At 68.3% G+C, this 15,108-nt stretch carries 14 protein-coding genes; 8 read left to right on the forward strand and 6 right to left on the reverse strand.

Features of this window, described 5'->3' with window-relative positions; genetic code table 11:
* Window positions 1-146: 146 nt before the first annotated feature.
* The 5 genes from OHA03_RS46605 to OHA03_RS46620 form a co-directional block, all read right to left on the reverse strand.
* Window positions 147-668, reverse strand: coding sequence for a DUF6262 family protein (locus OHA03_RS46605; RefSeq protein WP_267010011.1), 522 nt, complete (start codon window positions 666-668; stop codon window positions 147-149).
* On the reverse strand, window positions 665-3,142 hold the full coding sequence (locus OHA03_RS46610) for a site-specific integrase (protein ID WP_267010012.1): 2,478 nt from the start codon (window positions 3,140-3,142) through the stop codon (window positions 665-667). The genes OHA03_RS46605 and OHA03_RS46610 overlap by 4 nt, the downstream gene beginning before the upstream one ends.
* Window positions 3,139-4,299, reverse strand: coding sequence for a tyrosine-type recombinase/integrase (locus OHA03_RS46615; protein ID WP_267010013.1), 1,161 nt, complete (start codon window positions 4,297-4,299; stop codon window positions 3,139-3,141). The genes OHA03_RS46610 and OHA03_RS46615 overlap by 4 nt, the downstream gene beginning before the upstream one ends.
* Before the next feature lie 225 nt (window positions 4,300-4,524).
* Window positions 4,525-4,731, reverse strand: a complete 207-nt coding sequence (locus OHA03_RS47955) for a hypothetical protein (RefSeq protein WP_323181427.1) — start codon at window positions 4,729-4,731, stop codon at window positions 4,525-4,527.
* The gene (locus OHA03_RS46620) at window positions 4,698-7,208 is read right to left on the reverse strand and encodes a hypothetical protein (protein WP_323181428.1); all 2,511 of its coding nucleotides are present in this window, start codon (window positions 7,206-7,208) and stop codon (window positions 4,698-4,700) included. Before OHA03_RS46620 ends, OHA03_RS47955 begins: the two co-directional genes overlap by 34 nt.
* A gap of 204 nt (window positions 7,209-7,412) precedes the next feature.
* Here OHA03_RS46620 and OHA03_RS46625 point away from each other — a divergent pair, with 204 nt between their 5' ends.
* A complete protein-coding gene (locus OHA03_RS46625; RefSeq protein ID WP_267010014.1) occupies window positions 7,413-7,694 on the forward strand; it encodes a hypothetical protein in 282 nt (93 codons plus the stop codon).
* On the opposite strand, the gene OHA03_RS46630 is transcribed toward OHA03_RS46625, so the two are convergent.
* Window positions 7,658-8,695, reverse strand: coding sequence for a zeta toxin family protein (locus OHA03_RS46630; protein ID WP_267010015.1), 1,038 nt, complete (start codon window positions 8,693-8,695; stop codon window positions 7,658-7,660). The two genes, OHA03_RS46625 and OHA03_RS46630, sit on opposite strands and share 37 nt — an antisense overlap.
* Window positions 8,696-8,766: 71 nt before the next feature.
* Here OHA03_RS46630 and OHA03_RS46635 point away from each other — a divergent pair, with 71 nt between their 5' ends.
* The 7 genes from OHA03_RS46635 to OHA03_RS46665 all read left to right on the forward strand — a co-directional run bounded on the left by OHA03_RS46635 (window position 8,767) and on the right by OHA03_RS46665 (window position 15,106).
* Window positions 8,767-8,895: a hypothetical protein gene (locus tag OHA03_RS46635; protein WP_267010016.1), complete on the forward strand. Its 129-nt coding sequence runs from the start codon at window positions 8,767-8,769 to the stop codon at window positions 8,893-8,895.
* On the forward strand, window positions 8,892-9,758 hold the full coding sequence (locus OHA03_RS46640; RefSeq protein WP_267010017.1) for a phosphopantetheine-binding protein: 867 nt from the start codon (window positions 8,892-8,894) through the stop codon (window positions 9,756-9,758). The genes OHA03_RS46635 and OHA03_RS46640 overlap by 4 nt, the downstream gene beginning before the upstream one ends.
* Window positions 9,759-9,842: 84 nt before the next feature.
* Complete coding sequence (locus OHA03_RS46645) at window positions 9,843-10,349, forward strand: NUDIX hydrolase (protein ID WP_267010018.1); 507 nt, start codon at window positions 9,843-9,845, stop codon at window positions 10,347-10,349.
* Window positions 10,350-10,402: 53 nt separating this feature from the next.
* Window positions 10,403-11,503: a DegT/DnrJ/EryC1/StrS aminotransferase family protein gene (locus OHA03_RS46650; protein WP_267010019.1), complete on the forward strand. Its 1,101-nt coding sequence runs from the start codon at window positions 10,403-10,405 to the stop codon at window positions 11,501-11,503.
* Complete coding sequence (locus OHA03_RS46655; RefSeq protein WP_267010020.1) at window positions 11,500-12,522, forward strand: Gfo/Idh/MocA family protein; 1,023 nt, start codon at window positions 11,500-11,502, stop codon at window positions 12,520-12,522. Before OHA03_RS46650 ends, OHA03_RS46655 begins: the two co-directional genes overlap by 4 nt.
* Window positions 12,523-12,839: 317 nt before the next feature.
* A complete protein-coding gene (locus tag OHA03_RS46660) occupies window positions 12,840-13,067 on the forward strand; it encodes a hypothetical protein (protein WP_267010021.1) in 228 nt (75 codons plus the stop codon).
* Window positions 13,068-13,270: 203 nt separating this feature from the next.
* A complete protein-coding gene (locus OHA03_RS46665; protein WP_323181429.1) occupies window positions 13,271-15,106 on the forward strand; it encodes an AAA family ATPase in 1,836 nt (611 codons plus the stop codon).
* Window positions 15,107-15,108 lie beyond the last annotated feature (2 nt).

The raw sequence follows: 15,108 nt of genomic DNA on the forward strand, positions 1-15,108 counted from the left end.
ACCTTCGGGCCACCCGACCAACGCCGATCGCGATTTCGCCCAGCGGCCTGCTGCCAGCCCGGTTCGGGTGATCCGGAGGCGGCGGCTGAACGCGGCAGTGGCCCCACCGAAGGCGGGCACCGAGTCGGAATCTGGCTCGTACTTGGTCAGGCTGGATGGGGCTGGTTCAGGGCTCGGGTGAGCTCGCGGTTCGCGGCCCGCGCGGCAGCCAGTTCCTCCATTCGCTCCTCCAACTCGCCGCGTGTGTCTGCAAGTTTTTGTTCCAGCACGGTGATGCGCCGCTGGAGATCGTCGATGTCGGTGGGCGCCCCGAGTCCGGATGCGGCCCAGACGCGCTCACCGAGCTCGCTCGACAGCCGCTTCTCCAGCTGCCGGACGCGTGCGGCAAGGCGCTTGTTGCGCTCCAGCGCGTTAGCGAGGTCGGTCTGGAGCGAGACCCTGCTGACCGCTGCCACTCGGCCTTCCTCGACTGGGGTGCTGGTGGCGATGTGGATGTGTTCGAGCAGGTCGCGGTGGCGATAGAGGAAGGTCCGGTCGACACGGGCGGCTCTGGCAAGCCCGGAGACCGTGATGTCGCCCCCATTCTTCATGGCCGCATCGAGGGCCTTGAGGACCCGTTCACGGCGCCGGGCTGAGTCGGCCTTCTTCCCTTCGATCATGGACGTCATTCGGCGGACCTTCCCCCACGGTAGTCGGGCAGTTCGGGGCGCACTCGAGGCATGCCGAGTGAGACGACTCGCCGGCTGCGACGGACCACGGTGACGGCCTCCTGGATCTGCATTCTGTCTTCCTCGGTGCGGTCTTCGAGTTGTTCCCTGACGCGTTTGACCAGGCGGCGGACTCGAGTGATCTCCTCGTCGGACGGCATCGCCTCGGTCTTTGCCCAAGAGTCCGCGGCGAAGGCCGCCAGTCGTTCCCGGCCGCGGAGGAGATCTGCGAGGTATGCCTCCAGGTCCGGGAGGTAGGACACGTCGGTGCGGAAGTGTTCGCAGCCGACGCAGCGGAACCGGACGGGGCAGTCGTCGCCGCCGGCTGAGACGTTGGTGGGTTCGGTGCAGATCCCGTAGGGGACCTGGACTTCGCCAACGCCCCGGCGGGCGTGTTCGGACTCCAGTAGGGTCTCGACCTGGCGCCAGATCCGGTTGCCCTTCCGGTCGAACTGCATGGCGGTGACCCGGTTGACAGCCTCGCGGCGACGCTTGTCACTGACCCGGTAGTACCGCTGAGTCGTGTCGAGCCGGCGATGGTCCATCAAGACTCTGAGCACATCGGGTGCCACGTTCGTGTCCGCGTGACGCTGGGCATAGGTGTGCCGGTAGGCGTAGAGGTAGATCTTCGATTTGTCGAAGGGCAGCATCTTCTTGACCCGCTTGCCGTCCTCATCCACGACAACGGGGACCAAGATTTCCGGCAGGGAGGAGACCCATGCCCGGTGGACATCGCCGACCGAATCGCTGTTGATGGCCTTGGTGCCGTTAGGGTTGGCCACCGGCGAAGGCAGAAGGACGAGCTCCTTGCGCGGTGTGTTGGGGAACCGCGCGCGAGTCCGTTCCTGCTGGGCGATGATCAAGGCGGCGGTTGCTTCGGCGATCGGGAGGCGACGCGCCTTTCGCAGCGATTTGTGGTTGTCATAGATCAGCTCGGGCTTGCCATCCCCGTCCCGCCCCAGGCAGTCCAAGGGCAGGGAACAGATTTCGTCGGGGCGGCGGCCGGTGTCGATGAGGAGTTCGGTCGCCGTCCGGCTGAGCTGGTGGCCGTCGGGGTCGAGACTGTCCAGGTGCTGGCAGAGCTGGCGCATCACCTCGACCGGGAGGTCGCGGCCGGCGTCGTCGTCCTCGTCGTACTCGGGCACGTCCTCTTCCCGGAGGGCGAAGTTGTCCGGGAGGCCGTGCAGGGGCTGTCCGGGCTGGGTCAACCCCAGAGTCCTCATGCGCGCGAGCAAGCGCCGGATGTCGCGCGCGTCCCAGTACCGGTGCAGGGCCGAGATCTCCCCTTGGAGCTGGAGGAAGAGGAGACGGTTGAGGAACAGGACGATGTCGTCCCTCCTCAGGATGCGCGGATCGCTCCCCTCGTCGTCGCGGTTCAACCGCAGACTCTTCGAGAGCATCGCGATCGAGTTGATCTGACGCTGAACGGGCGGAAGGGGGTTCTTCCCTCGCCGACGGGGAAGATCGTCGATCGCCCACTGCTGGGTTGCCTTTCGCAGCCACCGTTGAGAGATGTTCTCAAAGTGAAGGAAGCCCTTGCCCAGCCCGAAGGCGGCGCCGTCCCAGGTGTCCTTGTGCCGTTCGGTCTCCGGCGACAGGCCGAAGCGGGCGAGGTGCTTGAGGAATCCGACCGCCAACCGCTTGGCGCGATCCTTCATCGCGCCCAGATCGAAGTCCCTGATCGAGGAGAGCTGCTGAGCGCGGACGGCATCGACGAACGGACGAAGGTCCTGATCTCTCTGCTTGACACCCTTGGCGTTGCGGTCCTGCAGGCAGAAGAGAACTTCCGCGACCACCAAGTCGGGCAGGCCGCGCAGGCTGACGACGCCGTGCTCGACCACCGCCGGCGCGGTCCGACGCCAGAGTTCCTCGCCCTCCAGCCAGCCGGTGCGGCGCAAGAGGTTACGTGCCTGTCGGTGCGGCGGGCAGTAGTCGCCGTTGCCGCGGTCCCGGTAGCAGGCGGCGACTGCGCAGGGCCCAAGGCTCTCGAACGGCTGCAGGTCAGGCCGCAGGAGGAACTCCTCAATCGTCACGCGGTGGATCTTCTGCTGCTGGTAGCAATGCGCATCGCATAGAGCCTGGCGAATCGTCCTGCGGGGCCGGGCGCATCCAGGCACCTGGCAGGGGCTGGTCCCGGTCGACCGCCAGTTGTGCTTGGCCGTGGCCACGAACTCATCGAGCGACTGCCCAGACTCCTTCATCTTGGTCTCGCAGCCCCGGCATAGGGTCCGCTCGCGAGAGGTGTAGGCCATCTTCTCGCAGCCCTTGACTGGGCAGATCCGGGAGCCGAGGAGCGGATGGGAGCGCGGGAAGGTGACGATCCGCACGGCAGGATCCCAACCGATGAGCTGGAGAAACTCCTCCGTCACCGCCCCCATCAGAGCAGCTTCGGGCCTCACGGCCTGCACCGGCAGCGCGGTCGTGGCTGTGGTCACCGGCCCCCCTCCAGAAACTCCCGAGGAGAGGGAACCCGCTCGACCGCGTCCCGGAGCCTCGACGGCTTGGGGTGCAGGTAGGGGCGGGCCGACTCCGGGTTCTTCTGGCCCAGGAGGGCCTGAACCTCGTCCAGGCTGCCCCCGGCATCGGCCACGTTGCTGGCCATCGCATGCCGGCCCATGCGCGGAGTGACCACCCGGCCCAGACCCGCTCGCCGGGACAGGGACCCGCAGAGCTCACCGATCGCGTCCGTGGTGATCGGGGCCCCGTAGGGCGGGCGAAAGAGGTTGACGAGCAAGAAGTCGCTGCCGCCCGAGCCCAGCACTTCGTGTCGTTCCACGGCGTACTGGTCGACGGCCATCACCACGAGGTGGTCCACCGGCATGGCCCACGACTTCTTGGACTTCGACCAGGCGCCGTTCTCGTTCTGCCGTCGCGTGACGTGCACGTGGGCGCCCTCGACCGAGCACCCCAGGGCCCGGGAGTCCATCATCAAGTGAGGATCGCTGCGGTGCAGGCCAGCGACCTGCCCCGGCCGCAAACCGACACGGGTAAGGAGCAGCAGCGTCAGCCGATCGCGGGCCGAGCGACAGGCCAGGAACATCGCCACGACTTCCTCGTCGCTGGCCCGGTCGATGTTCGTCTCCGGTTCCTGGACCCTGTGCCTCGCCCGCATCCGATAGCGCATCCCCCCGCTCTCCGCTCGCGCTACCTCCGGCAGGTCCAGGTCGTCGCCGATCTCGTAGAGCTGTTCCAATACCCAGGTCGGGGCTGCCTTGTTCGCCACCGCGTGCAGAAGGAACATCCGCACCGCGGTCAGCACCTTATTGATCCGGATCTCGCCCCGTACCGGCTTGGATCCCGGTCCCGGCACCACGACCTGACGCGAACCGCTCCTGCCTGGCGTCCACTTCAGCCAGATCATGAACAGCCCCATGTCCCGGGCCGCAGTCCGCCAGTCGCGCCGGGTGAGCAGGCACCAGAGCAGAAACAGACAGATGCCCTCCGCGTACGCCTTCGTCGTCGTCTCCGCTCGACCGCGCGCCAGGCGCAGCTCCTGCAGGAAGCGATCCACCTCCTCGACGACGCCCAGGTCGTTGTTCACCACAGTCCAGTACCGGGTGCCCGATGGGAGCACCACAGGGAATGCACGCACTTCTACCCCTACTCCATGACTCGATCTGCACGACCAGCCACAGAGCCACACCCCCCGAGAACCGTCGCAGCACCCTCAACGAGGGGACCATCTACGACGTCACGCCACGGCCAGGGAACCCCCAGAGAATCAGCCGATCCCCGGAGACGACGCGGCGATCCTCGGCAAGGTCGTCGCGGTATTGCGCGCGATCTGACAGCCACGCAGGGCCAGCCTGAGACCCTCTCAGCGTGTTGCCCGCAGGTACTCGCGCCGTGTGGTGACCAAGGCGCGCCACCGCGCACGGGTCTGCGGTTCCCCGTCGAGCCATCGTGCCTGCGAGTGGGCCTCAGCGGGCAGCGGGAGGTCGGCCATGAAGTGGGCGATGTCTACGTAGTAGGCGTAATCGCCGCCCTGAGTCAGGGCGCGTAGCCGGGAGATTGAACCGGCCACCTTGTCCTGCGCGTCGAGCACGGCGTAGTGGAAGCAGAGGCCCAGCTCGAGGGTGGTCTGGGCAGCGACCACGCCGGCGCCGCTGATGTCGGTGCGCAGCAGGTGTGCGCGGTCTTCGATGTCGCCTGCGGTTCCGGCGTCGCGGACGAGGGCGGCGATCTGGGTGGTGAGAGTGGTGGCGCGCAGATCGACTCCGGTGAGGAACTGCTGGGCGAGTGTGAGTTCGTCGTCGGCCTGGTCGGGATCGGTGAAGGCGAGGATGAGAGCGCGCTGGGCCTGGGCGATGGCCCGTTCGCCGGCGACGCCGTGCTGCTCAGCCTCGTCCCGTGCGGCTGCGTGCGCGGTGGCTGCCCTCGCCATCTCGGCCTGGGTCCACCACACATCGCCCAGGACGCGGTGGTGGCGGCCAGCCCAGCCGAGCGTGCGGGCAGTTTCGAGGGCGGTGGAGAAGTCTCCGGCAAGACGGGCGAGGTGTGCCAGGCCGCGTCGCGCGCCGGGCGCGAGGCGACCACCCCCATCGGCAACGTGCTGCATCCCACGGCGCGATTCGCTGCTGCGCCCGAGATCGCGGTCGGCCTTGGCGCGGTAGTAGACGACCATGTCGTGCAGGTCGGGGGGAGCAGCCTGGTGTTGATGACAGTGGTGAGCCGGGTGACGGTGCGCTCACGATGCTCGTGCTGCCGGCGGGCGAGGGCGCTGAGGGTCTCCATCAGAGCGTCGGCTGGAGTTTCCAGCTCCAGCGTGTCAGTTGGGTCCTGCGACGCGGGCGGTGCGAGAGGCTCCCATACAGAGTCGCTGACGTATTGCCAGGTTGCCTCCGCGAGCCAGCCGAGTTCGAGACGGAAGTCGCGTGCGACGGCCAGTCCCTGGCGCAGGCATCCGACCAGCAGCATCCGGCCCGGCGCCGTACTGGTGGCCCACTGCTCGCCCACTCCCGCGAATGCACGCTCGGCAGCCTGCTGCCAGTCATGGGGTGACCAGCGGTCGTCGGTCTGGTCATCAGCGGTGCGGATGGTGGAGCGAATCAGGGCATGGAGATGGAAGGGCCACATGCCGATCGGGTTCTCGCGGACAAAGGGACGCTCCACCAGGCGCAGGGCCGGTGCCTCGTGGGTCATGCCCGCGGCCCGGGTGGCCAGGGGCAGGTCGAAAGAGTCGAGGAGCGCGACGGAGCGCAGGACGTGCCGCTCGTCGGGGGTGAGATCGGACAGTGTGCGGGCGATCAGGGCTGGGAAGTTGATGTCGAAGTCGGCCGGCTGCGGGGTGCGCCCGGTGCGGCGAATCTCCAGGAAACGCATCACCGCCAGGTCGAGGTAGAGGGGCAGGCCGTGGGAGCGGTCGGCGATTACGGTGCGCAGGGATTCGCTGATGAGGGGCCGGCCGTCGTGGGTGAGGCGGCGGGCGAGGTAGTCCTTGCAGTCCTCGGGGCTGAAGTCGCCGATCAGGATCTGCCGCCCGTGCCCCACACCGGCCGCGTGGCGGGGCACGGGGATGTCGTGGGCGGCCAGGCCGGGCCACGCCGAAGGCCCCGTCCAGTCGAGCTGTCCCTGCAGGCCTTCGTCGGCCCACTGCAGCCTGCTGCGTCCGGTGACGAGGAAGAACGCGTTCGGCATGAGCCACACCACGCGCTGCAGGAGGCGCTCCAGGTCGCGGTGGGTGCGATCGCCGGTGTCCTCGAAGGTGTCCAGCAGGATCACCGGCACGATGCGCTTGTCGGCCGGGAGTTTGGCGAGCTCCCAGGCCAGCAGGTGCGGGTAGTACGACAGGGCATCCACATCGGGCTCGGCCTGCAGGAGGTCGGCCAGGCGCGTGCACCCGGCGAGAGCCCGAACGGACTGCCGGTGCTCGCGCAGGGCCCGCACCAGGGAGCCGGTCACTTCGCCGACGACGGATCCGACGGTGCCTGGCAGAAGCAGGGCCTGGGCGATGTCGCCGAGCGCGGACTGCATCTGCTGCGGTAGTGCCTTGCCGAACCGGGAGGCGAGGCCGCCACGGCGCAGGTACTCCTCCAGGGGCTCGCCTGGGTGCTGGTGATCCCAGTAGCGGCGCAGCGCGAGGTCGAAGGCGGGCAGCGGACGGCCGAGTTCGGCGAGTGCGAGCCGGATGGTGAGCATGACGTGTTCGAAGTCGGTGCCGGCCGAGCGGGCGAGGTCGATCCGTACGGGGAGGATCCGCTCGCCGGCCCAGGTCGGTGCGCCCCACTGGGCGGGCCGGCGTTCCACACTGCCGAGCGCGGCCTCAAGTTTGCGGGACAGCGTGGTCTTGCCGATGCCGCCAACTCCGTGGAAGACCATCACGTTGTCCCGTGGTGCTTCGAGGTCCTCGACGTCGAAGGCCGGGTCGGCGGTGTGCCGCAGGTGCTCGGTAAGCGCGGCAGCGATCAGCTCCCACTGCGCCTGCCGGTTCGTGAACGCCTCCTCGGTGGCCAGGCTCCGGTCGTTCGTGCTGAACAGCGCCCGCAGATCCCGACCTGCCACGTCAACCCCCGAATGATGATCACCTTGCCCCAACCTATGTCCGCCTGGGGCCTCTTGGGCAAGCATCCCCAGAATGGGGCAGTGCCCACAGGTGCCGGCCCCTCGAGCGCGCCGTGTCGCGGTGAGGTGGCCTGGCTTGCCGCAACGAGCCGGGAGGACAATGGCCATTTCCATTCAAGATCAACAATAGAGGTGGCTAACGCCGTGTCCGACCCTCACGCAGGACCCCCCGACTACTCCCACCTGGACGGCGGGGAAGACCAGCTGGCACTGGACGCCGTACGGGCAGTGGTGAACTGGTACAACGCCCAGATCGCCGAGGAACACAGGGCCCCGGTACCCGACGATGCCCGCATGGAGGAGCTGAAGGCCGCACGGCAGGCCGCGCTCTTGGATCAGGGAAGTCTGGAGACGGCCGGGCCTGAAGAGGTGGCACGCATCGCAGCCCTCTATGCCGCCCAGCTCAAGGACCTGACCAGCTCGTAACCACAGGCACGGGGGAGAGGCAGCGGCCAGGACGACGGGTGCGGGCGGCCGATGCGGGCTGCCTGCATCCCGGCGGGCATCAGCGGGCGGGCCAGTGCGGCGATCTCATCCAGCTCCGTGCGGTGCTGCGGCAACGCCCTGCACAGCGCGCGGTGAAGCGCGAAGAACCGTGCGGCCTCGTGCTCCGTGTACGGACGGAGCCGCTCCGCCGCCAGTGCCCACGCCGCCTGCCGCCCGCGACCACTGGATCCCTCGTGGCGCAGCAGGGCCTGGCCATCACGCCGGACCACCGTCACGGCAGCGACACCCGGATGCGACTGAGCCATCTCCACGATGTCGGCGACGGCCCGGAAACATACGTCGTGCCCGACGCCAGAGGTGAACCGCGCCGGGAGACCGGCCTGCAGGGCGCGGGCGTACCGCAGCGCCGTCGCAAGGCGGCTGTCGGCCTCCCGGACGGCCACGATCACCAGGTCGAGCGGGTATGCGGCCTGGTGGAACGGCAGAGCACTGTGCAGGAACGCCTCCGTGCTGCCCGGGGCGGCTTCGATCAGCACGTCACCGCGCCGGGACCTCACGTACGCCTCGGCCTCGGTCATCCAGGCGCGGTAGTCGGCACGGATTGCCGCGCCCGCGCCCCGGGGATTCTCCGTCAGCAGCTTCGAGTAGTCCGGATGCGACGCCTTGAAGTCGTCGCCCACCAAATGCGTCGCCCCCGGCCGCATCGCGCGCTTCACCAAACGGGCGATCGCCGTCTTGCCTGCCCCTGGCTGCCCCAGTACGTACACCGCTTGGGGGGCCTGTCGCGGGGCGATGCTGCTCAGATACGACGGCGCGATCAGCTCGTCGAAGATCCACCGGTGCTCGTCGGCCGACAGACGGTGGTAGTCGACCCCAGGCGCCTCGCGGCGTGCTTGCGCGATACGGCGCACCGGCTCGGCCAGGGCCGCAGCGCGCTCACTGTCCAAGGCCGTACTGGTGCCCTTGAACGTGAAGACCAAGTACTCCTGCGAGGTCGTCTCACCTTTCGCCCGCGCAGCAGGCCGAGTTCGCCGCATTCGCCGACCTGGCCTTGCGTGCCCTGCTGGAAGAGGGCTCGAAGGCGGGGACGGCCGTGCGGCGACTGTGGCAGCGAGCGCCGGTCATCGAGGCCGTACCCGCGCTGTTCGTGCTCGCCCGCCGCCTGGAGGCCGTCCGATGACCGCCATTCCTAGCAACGAGCTGCTGGCGAAGGTCCTGGGCGCCGTCCGTCAGGTCCGTCCCGAGCACAGCGATCCGCGACCCGACACCGCTTTCAGTGACCTGGGTATGGACTCGCTGGACCGACTGTCCTTGGCGGTCGCCGTCGAACAAGCCACCGGGCTCGCAGTCTCCGACTGGGTGCTCTCCGACGCCACTACTCCCGCCGACCTGACCCGGCGTCTGTCCGACGGCACCGAAGGCAAAACATCTGTGGGCCGGCAACACTCCTCTCACCTGCCCTCTCAGGACTCCGGCTGGCTCGACGAGGGCGCGGTGGCCGGAGAGGGGACCCGGCTGTGGCACCAGGCTCAGATCGCCGCAGGTGCCGTTGTCGGCGCCGACAGCACTCTGGGAAAGGGCTGCTTCGTCGGTGCCGGCAGCAGGATCGGCGACCGCGTGAAGATCGGCAACAACGCCAGTGTGTTCGGCGCGGCCGTGAATGACGAGGCGATGATCTGCCCCGGTGTTCTCCTCCTGGAGGACCCGGCCCCGCGGGCCACTACCCCCGACGGCCGACGCAAGGGCCCGGACGACTGGACCCGGCATCCCGTCACCATCCGAACCGGGGCAACGATCGGGGCGGGAGCCGTCGTCGCCCCTGGAGTCACCATCGGCGCCCACGCCCTGGTCGCGCTCGGCGCCGTCGTACTGCGCGACGTGCCCGCCCACGGCCTGGTCATCGGCAACCCCGCCCGCCAGGTGGGATGGGTATGCCGGTGCGGACAGGCCCTGGAAAAGGGGCTTCACTGCACCAGTTGCCAGCGCGTCTACCGGCGCGACGGCGATGAACTGACCGAGCACGACCCTTTGCCGCTGGAGTGAGAATCACACCGGTTTGTCACTGTTCTGTGCCAAGCCGAGGGTGCTACCGGGAACCCGTGGGCGCTGAGATTAGCGTCCCGCTCCATGAGCCACCTTCCTCCCGCCGAGTACTACGCGTCCCTGCCCAAGCACATCGCCGGTGCCGGGGCAATCATCCACGACGCAGCGGGCCGCATTCTTCTGGTCCAGCCGTCCTACCGCACCGACACCTGGGAGATCCCAGGCGGCGGACTGGACACGGGAGAGGACCCGCTGCAAGCAGTCCAGCGCGAGGTCAAGGAAGAGCTCGGCATCGATCTCACACCGGGCCGGCTGCTGGCCGTCGACTGGGTCCCGGAACAGGCCGACGGCCGCCCACCGCTGGTCAACTACCTCTTCGACGGCGGCCTGATCACCGAGGCCGAAGCCCAGACACAGATCCACCTCGACCGCGAAGAACTCGCCGCATGGCAGCTGGCCACCCCCGATCAGTGGGACACCCTGCTCGCTCCGCACATGGCCCGCCGCCTTCATGCCTGCTCCCGCGCCCTGACCCAGGACACCACCGTCTACCTGCAGTACGGCTTCGACCCCACCCGCCAACAGAACTGACGCCCCGCCACCCTTCCGGTCGGCATACAGGCGCTGACCGGAAGGAACTCACGATGATTCCCGTTGCCGCACCGCGCCTGGATGAGACCGACATCGCAGCCGCTGTCCGCGTCCTCAGGTCCGGCCATCTCGTCCAGGGCCCCGAGGTCGCGGCCTTCGAGGACGAGTTCGCGCACCTGGTCGACGGCAACCACTGCGTCGCGGTCAACTCCGGCACTTCCGCCCTGTGGCTGACCCTTCTCGCGCTGGGCATTGGTCTCGGCGACGAGGTGATCGTCCCGTCCTTTACCTTCGCCGGCACGGCCGGCGCTGTCCGGCTCACCGGCGCCGCTGTCGTCTTCGCGGACATCACCCCGGACACGTTCTGTCTCGACCCCGACGCCGTACGCGCCGCGATCACCCCACGCACCGCCGCGGTGATTCCCGTCCACCTCTTCGGACATCCCGCGGCTATGGGCGACCTCACCGCACTCGCCCAGCAACACCAACTCGCCCTGGTGGAGGACGCCGCCCAGGCCCACGGGGCGACCCTTAACGGCCGCCCCGTAGGCACCCTCGGCACCGCGGGTTGCTTCAGCTTCTACCCGACCAAGAACCTGCAGGCCATCGAAGGCGGCCTGATCACCACCGCCGACCCGGCCCTGGCCCGCACGCTGCGACTGCTGCGCAACCAGGGCATGGAAGAGCGCTACCACCACGAGATCGTGGGCACTAATGGGCGGATGAGCGACGTCAGCGCAGCCATCGCACGCAGCCAGCTCCGCAGACTCCCCGCCCTTAACGCGCGCCGCCGCGCCAACGCCACCGACCTCAGCGAACGCCTCGCCAACCTGCCGGAATTATCTCTGCCCATCACTGCCGCAGGAGCCGGCCACGTCTGGCACCAGTACACCGTCCGCATCAGCACGACCCTCGGTGACCGCGACACCTTCGCCCACAACCTGCAACAGGCAGGGATCGGCACCGGCGTCCACTACCCAGTCCCGCTCCACCGCTCACCCGCCTACGCGACCGCGACCGACCTTCCGCACACCGACGCCGCCGCCGCCCAGGTGCTGTCCCTGCCGGTCCACCCCGGGCTGACCCCAGCCCAGATCGAAGACATCGCCCGAGCTGTGACGACACTCGCCCGCGCCAGGGAGTGTGTCGCATGAGCACCACCGCGCTACGGGTCGGCCTGATCGGACTGGGGCAGATGGGCCGCCACCACGCCAGGGTCCTTCGAACCCTGGACGGTGCCCAACTGGTCGGTGCCCTCGATCCGGACGGCGACCGCTACCGCGCCGCCGGCGGTGTACCCGTGGTGGCGGACTTGGATGCGCTGCTGCAGCTGGGCCTGGACTACGCGGTTCTGGCCTGCCCCACACTGCTGCACGAACCGGTGGGCACCGCACTCGCAGCAGCCGGCATCCCGACCCTCATCGAGAAACCGCTGGCGGGTGACCCCGCCTCAGCCAGACGGCTCGCGGAGGCCTTCCACACCGCTGGAGTACCGGCTGCCGTGGGATATATCGAACGCTTCAACCCCGCACTGATCGCCCTGCGCCAGCGACTGGAAGGCGGACAGCTCGGGGACGTGTTCTCGGTCGCCACCCGGCGCACCGGCCCCTACCCCGCACGGATCACCGACGTCGGAGTCATCCACGACCTCGCCACCCACGACCTCGACCTGACCGCGTGGATCACCGGTACCCGCTTCACTTCAATCACCGCCCGAACCGCCCACCGCAGCGGCCGCTCCCACGAGGACCTTCTTGCAGCCGTCGGCCAGCTGGCCGACGGAACCATCACGCATCACCAGGTCAGCTGGCTTTCCCCGCTCAAGGAACGGACCACCACCGTCACCGGCGATCACGGCATCCTTGTTGCTGACACACTCACCGCTGACCTCTCGTACTGGGCAAACGGCTCCACGCGCACCACCCAGCGGGAGGCGCTCGCCGCATTCCGCGGCGTCACCGAGGGCGACGTCACCCGATACGCGATCCCCAAACGGGAACCCCTTGTCGCGGAACACGAGGCCTTCCGCGACCTGGTCCTCGGCCACGGCCACCACACCGCAACCCTCCACGACGGCCTACACGCAGTCCTCACCGCACACGCCGCGCTGCAAGCGTCCCGCAACGGCGCCACCACAGCGGTGCCCAACCTCACCGATCTCAGTGCGGCGTGATCTCCCGAGACCGCCCGAAAGTCAACGTCCCCTGAACATCTCGGCCTCAAAGCTCTGGGGCACCCCGTCTGGGTGTGGACAGCCCTGCTCCAAGACACAGCAGCAGGGGTCCAGGACGGGCGGCCGTCCGGGACCCCTGCTCTCTGCTGGGTGAATTCCTGCCCCGTGCGGCCGGGACGGGGTGCCGGGACAGATGTCGGGGTCAGGCGGCGCTGCGGCCGAGCTCCCAGAGCTGCAGGTCGGCCGAGGAGTTGATCGACCATTCGACGCCGGCGAGGCCGTCGCGGGAGGCGACGTACTGCTTGCCCTACTTCCCGGTGCCGGTTCGAGACGGGCAGGTGCCCGACTACTGGCAGAGCTACAACGAACCGTCCGCGAACGTGATTCTGCACGTGAAGCTGGGGCGCGGGGGCGAGCTGTTCCGTGAGCTGGTCCGTCAGTTCATCGCGGACGGCTGGTTCTATGAGGGCGGTTCTGAAGGGTCAGAGATCGAGACGTATGGGCGGGAGGCATGGCGCGAGATGCGTCAGGACGCCGCCTCGTAGGACGTACTAGTTGACGGTGCCGGGGGTCCACGCAGTGCTTCGCAGGCGAGCCCTGGCGAGCGTGCACTACCGTGAGACCCTGGCCGGAGGGAGAACGGGTGGGGCAGCCCGAGACTGAGCCGCCGTTTGGCGCTACCTCGCAGCGCACGCCCAGCACGGGGCCGGGAGAACCACGGCCCCGCGTCGTTTCGGGCGCCTCGAGCATGAATGTCGTCTACAGATCGTCCGATGTACGCGATGACACCGTGCGGAGGGAGGTCTGCCCGTATCCCGGCCCAGTGTCGTTCAACCAGCGGGATGCAGCGTGGTTCTTCGGTCGCGAGGGCGAGACTGCGTCCCTGGTTCGCCGCTTGGAAACGCGTATGCATACCGGGGGCCCAGCGGCGGTGGTCGGCCCGCCCGGTTCAGGGAAGTCTTCGTTGTTGAGGGCCGGGCTGCTGCCGGCGCTTGCAGCCGGAGCCCTTCCCGGCTCGCGCGCGTGGCCGAGCCTGTTGTTCTCCCCTACCGCTCACCCGATGGTGGCACTGGTTGACGGCTTGGCCGAACTGACCGGTATTCCGGCCGCCTCGCTGGTCGGTGCGCTTACCCCGGACCCGCACGTGGGAGCGGCGCTGGTGCGCGACGCGGTCTGTGCTCTGGCCGGAGGGGCTGATCCGCGCCTGATCATCGTGGTCGATCGACTCGAAGAGCTCTTCTACCTGGTTCCGGACGAGGAGCAACAACGCGCCTTCCTCGACACCCTCTCGGTCCTGGCCGGGCCAGGTCGGAACGGGGAATCACCGGTTGCACTTGTCGTCTTCGAGCTGTCGGCCGTCTGCGCTGAACGCTGGTTTGAGGTCCCGCAGCTATTGACTGCATTGCGCGATGCGATATTTCTCGGGTCGCTGTCGAATGGAGGACTCCGTTCGGCGATCCAGCGTCCGGCCGAGATTGCGGGCCTGACCCTAGAACCCGGTCTGGTTGACCTGCTGTTGCATGACCTTGCAGAAGTTTCTCCACTCGAGCGGCTGTCCCTGCTGCAACCCGCGCTGTGGAATCTGTGGCAAAGCAGGCGTGACACGAGGCTGACGATATCGGCGTACCTGGAGGCAGGCGGGATCGCAGGTATTGGGGCGACCTTCGCCGAGCGGATCTACCAGCAGTTGAGCACCGACGAGCGGCAGGCGGCCATGGGCGTCTTCCTCCAGTTGATCAGGCTTGGCAATCACAATCAGCCCATCCGGCAGCGGGTCGCCCGGGCTGCGCTGTACCGCGAGGACTCCCCTGATGCCGGCGTCGCCATGGACATGCTTCTCCGCGGCCGCGTCCTCACCCAGGAGGGCGAGCTGGTCGAGATCGCGAACATTGGGCTGCTGTCAGGCTGGCCACGTCTTCGGCAGTTGCTCGACAACCGTCAGGAGATCGAGGATACGACGGCCGCTTGGGAAGGCCACGATCGCGACCCTGACTGGCTCTACCGAGGAAACCGCATCGCCGAGGCCATGGCCTGGGTCCCTGTCCTGCGCAATCAACTCAGCTCACACGCGCTGGAGTTCCTCGAAGCCTCGATAGAGGCCCACCGCCGTCCCTCATGGGTGCGCAGAGGCGTCGGCGTCGTAATCGGCGCCCTACTCACGATCGCTCTAGTCTTCCTGATGGGTGCGCTACCAACAGCCCGCGGCTGGTGGTCGATGGGAAGCTTCTTCGCCTTGTGGGCACTGCTCGGGGCCGCTGCGCTGCGAACTGCACGTCGGAACGACATGCGAAGAGAGCCAAACCCTGCCGCGCCACGGTCACGACCTGGCAGGGGCGCGGCAGGTTCTCGCACCGGAGCATTCGTGAGCGGGTTGCTCGATGTGTGGCTCTTCCCGATCGCCTTCATAGGGCCCGACCGCCTGGCGCCACTCGGCCGTGGCGGCGTGCCGCCTTCTCGGGAGCGGGCGCTGCGAAACGTCGAGGAATCGCTGGACCGGGTGTGCGGTCAGCTCGGCAGGCCACCGAAGCTGCATGAACCCGCAGCTGAGGACCCATACAACGATGTCGAGAGGGGCGAGCGGTGACA

It is taken from the genome of Streptomyces sp. NBC_00154 (assembly GCF_026342835.1).
Taxonomy (GTDB): domain Bacteria; phylum Actinomycetota; class Actinomycetes; order Streptomycetales; family Streptomycetaceae; genus Streptomyces.

What these genes read in the sequence shown, in the direction of transcription:
- OHA03_RS46645 (WP_267010018.1), top strand. Translation starts at nt 9,843, where the DNA reads ATGAGCCACCTTCCTCCCGCCGAGTACTACGCGTCCCTGCCCAAGCAC.
- OHA03_RS46655 (WP_267010020.1), top strand. Translation starts at nt 11,500, where the DNA reads ATGAGCACCACCGCGCTACGGGTCGGCCTGATCGGACTGGGGCAGATG.
- OHA03_RS46665 (WP_323181429.1), top strand. Translation starts at nt 13,271, where the DNA reads ATGAATGTCGTCTACAGATCGTCCGATGTACGCGATGACACCGTGCGG.
- OHA03_RS46640 (WP_267010017.1), top strand. Translation starts at nt 8,892, where the DNA reads ATGACCGCCATTCCTAGCAACGAGCTGCTGGCGAAGGTCCTGGGCGCC.
- OHA03_RS46650 (WP_267010019.1), top strand. Translation starts at nt 10,403, where the DNA reads ATGATTCCCGTTGCCGCACCGCGCCTGGATGAGACCGACATCGCAGCC.
- OHA03_RS46605 (WP_267010011.1), bottom strand. Translation starts at nt 668, where the DNA reads ATGACGTCCATGATCGAAGGGAAGAAGGCCGACTCAGCCCGGCGCCGT.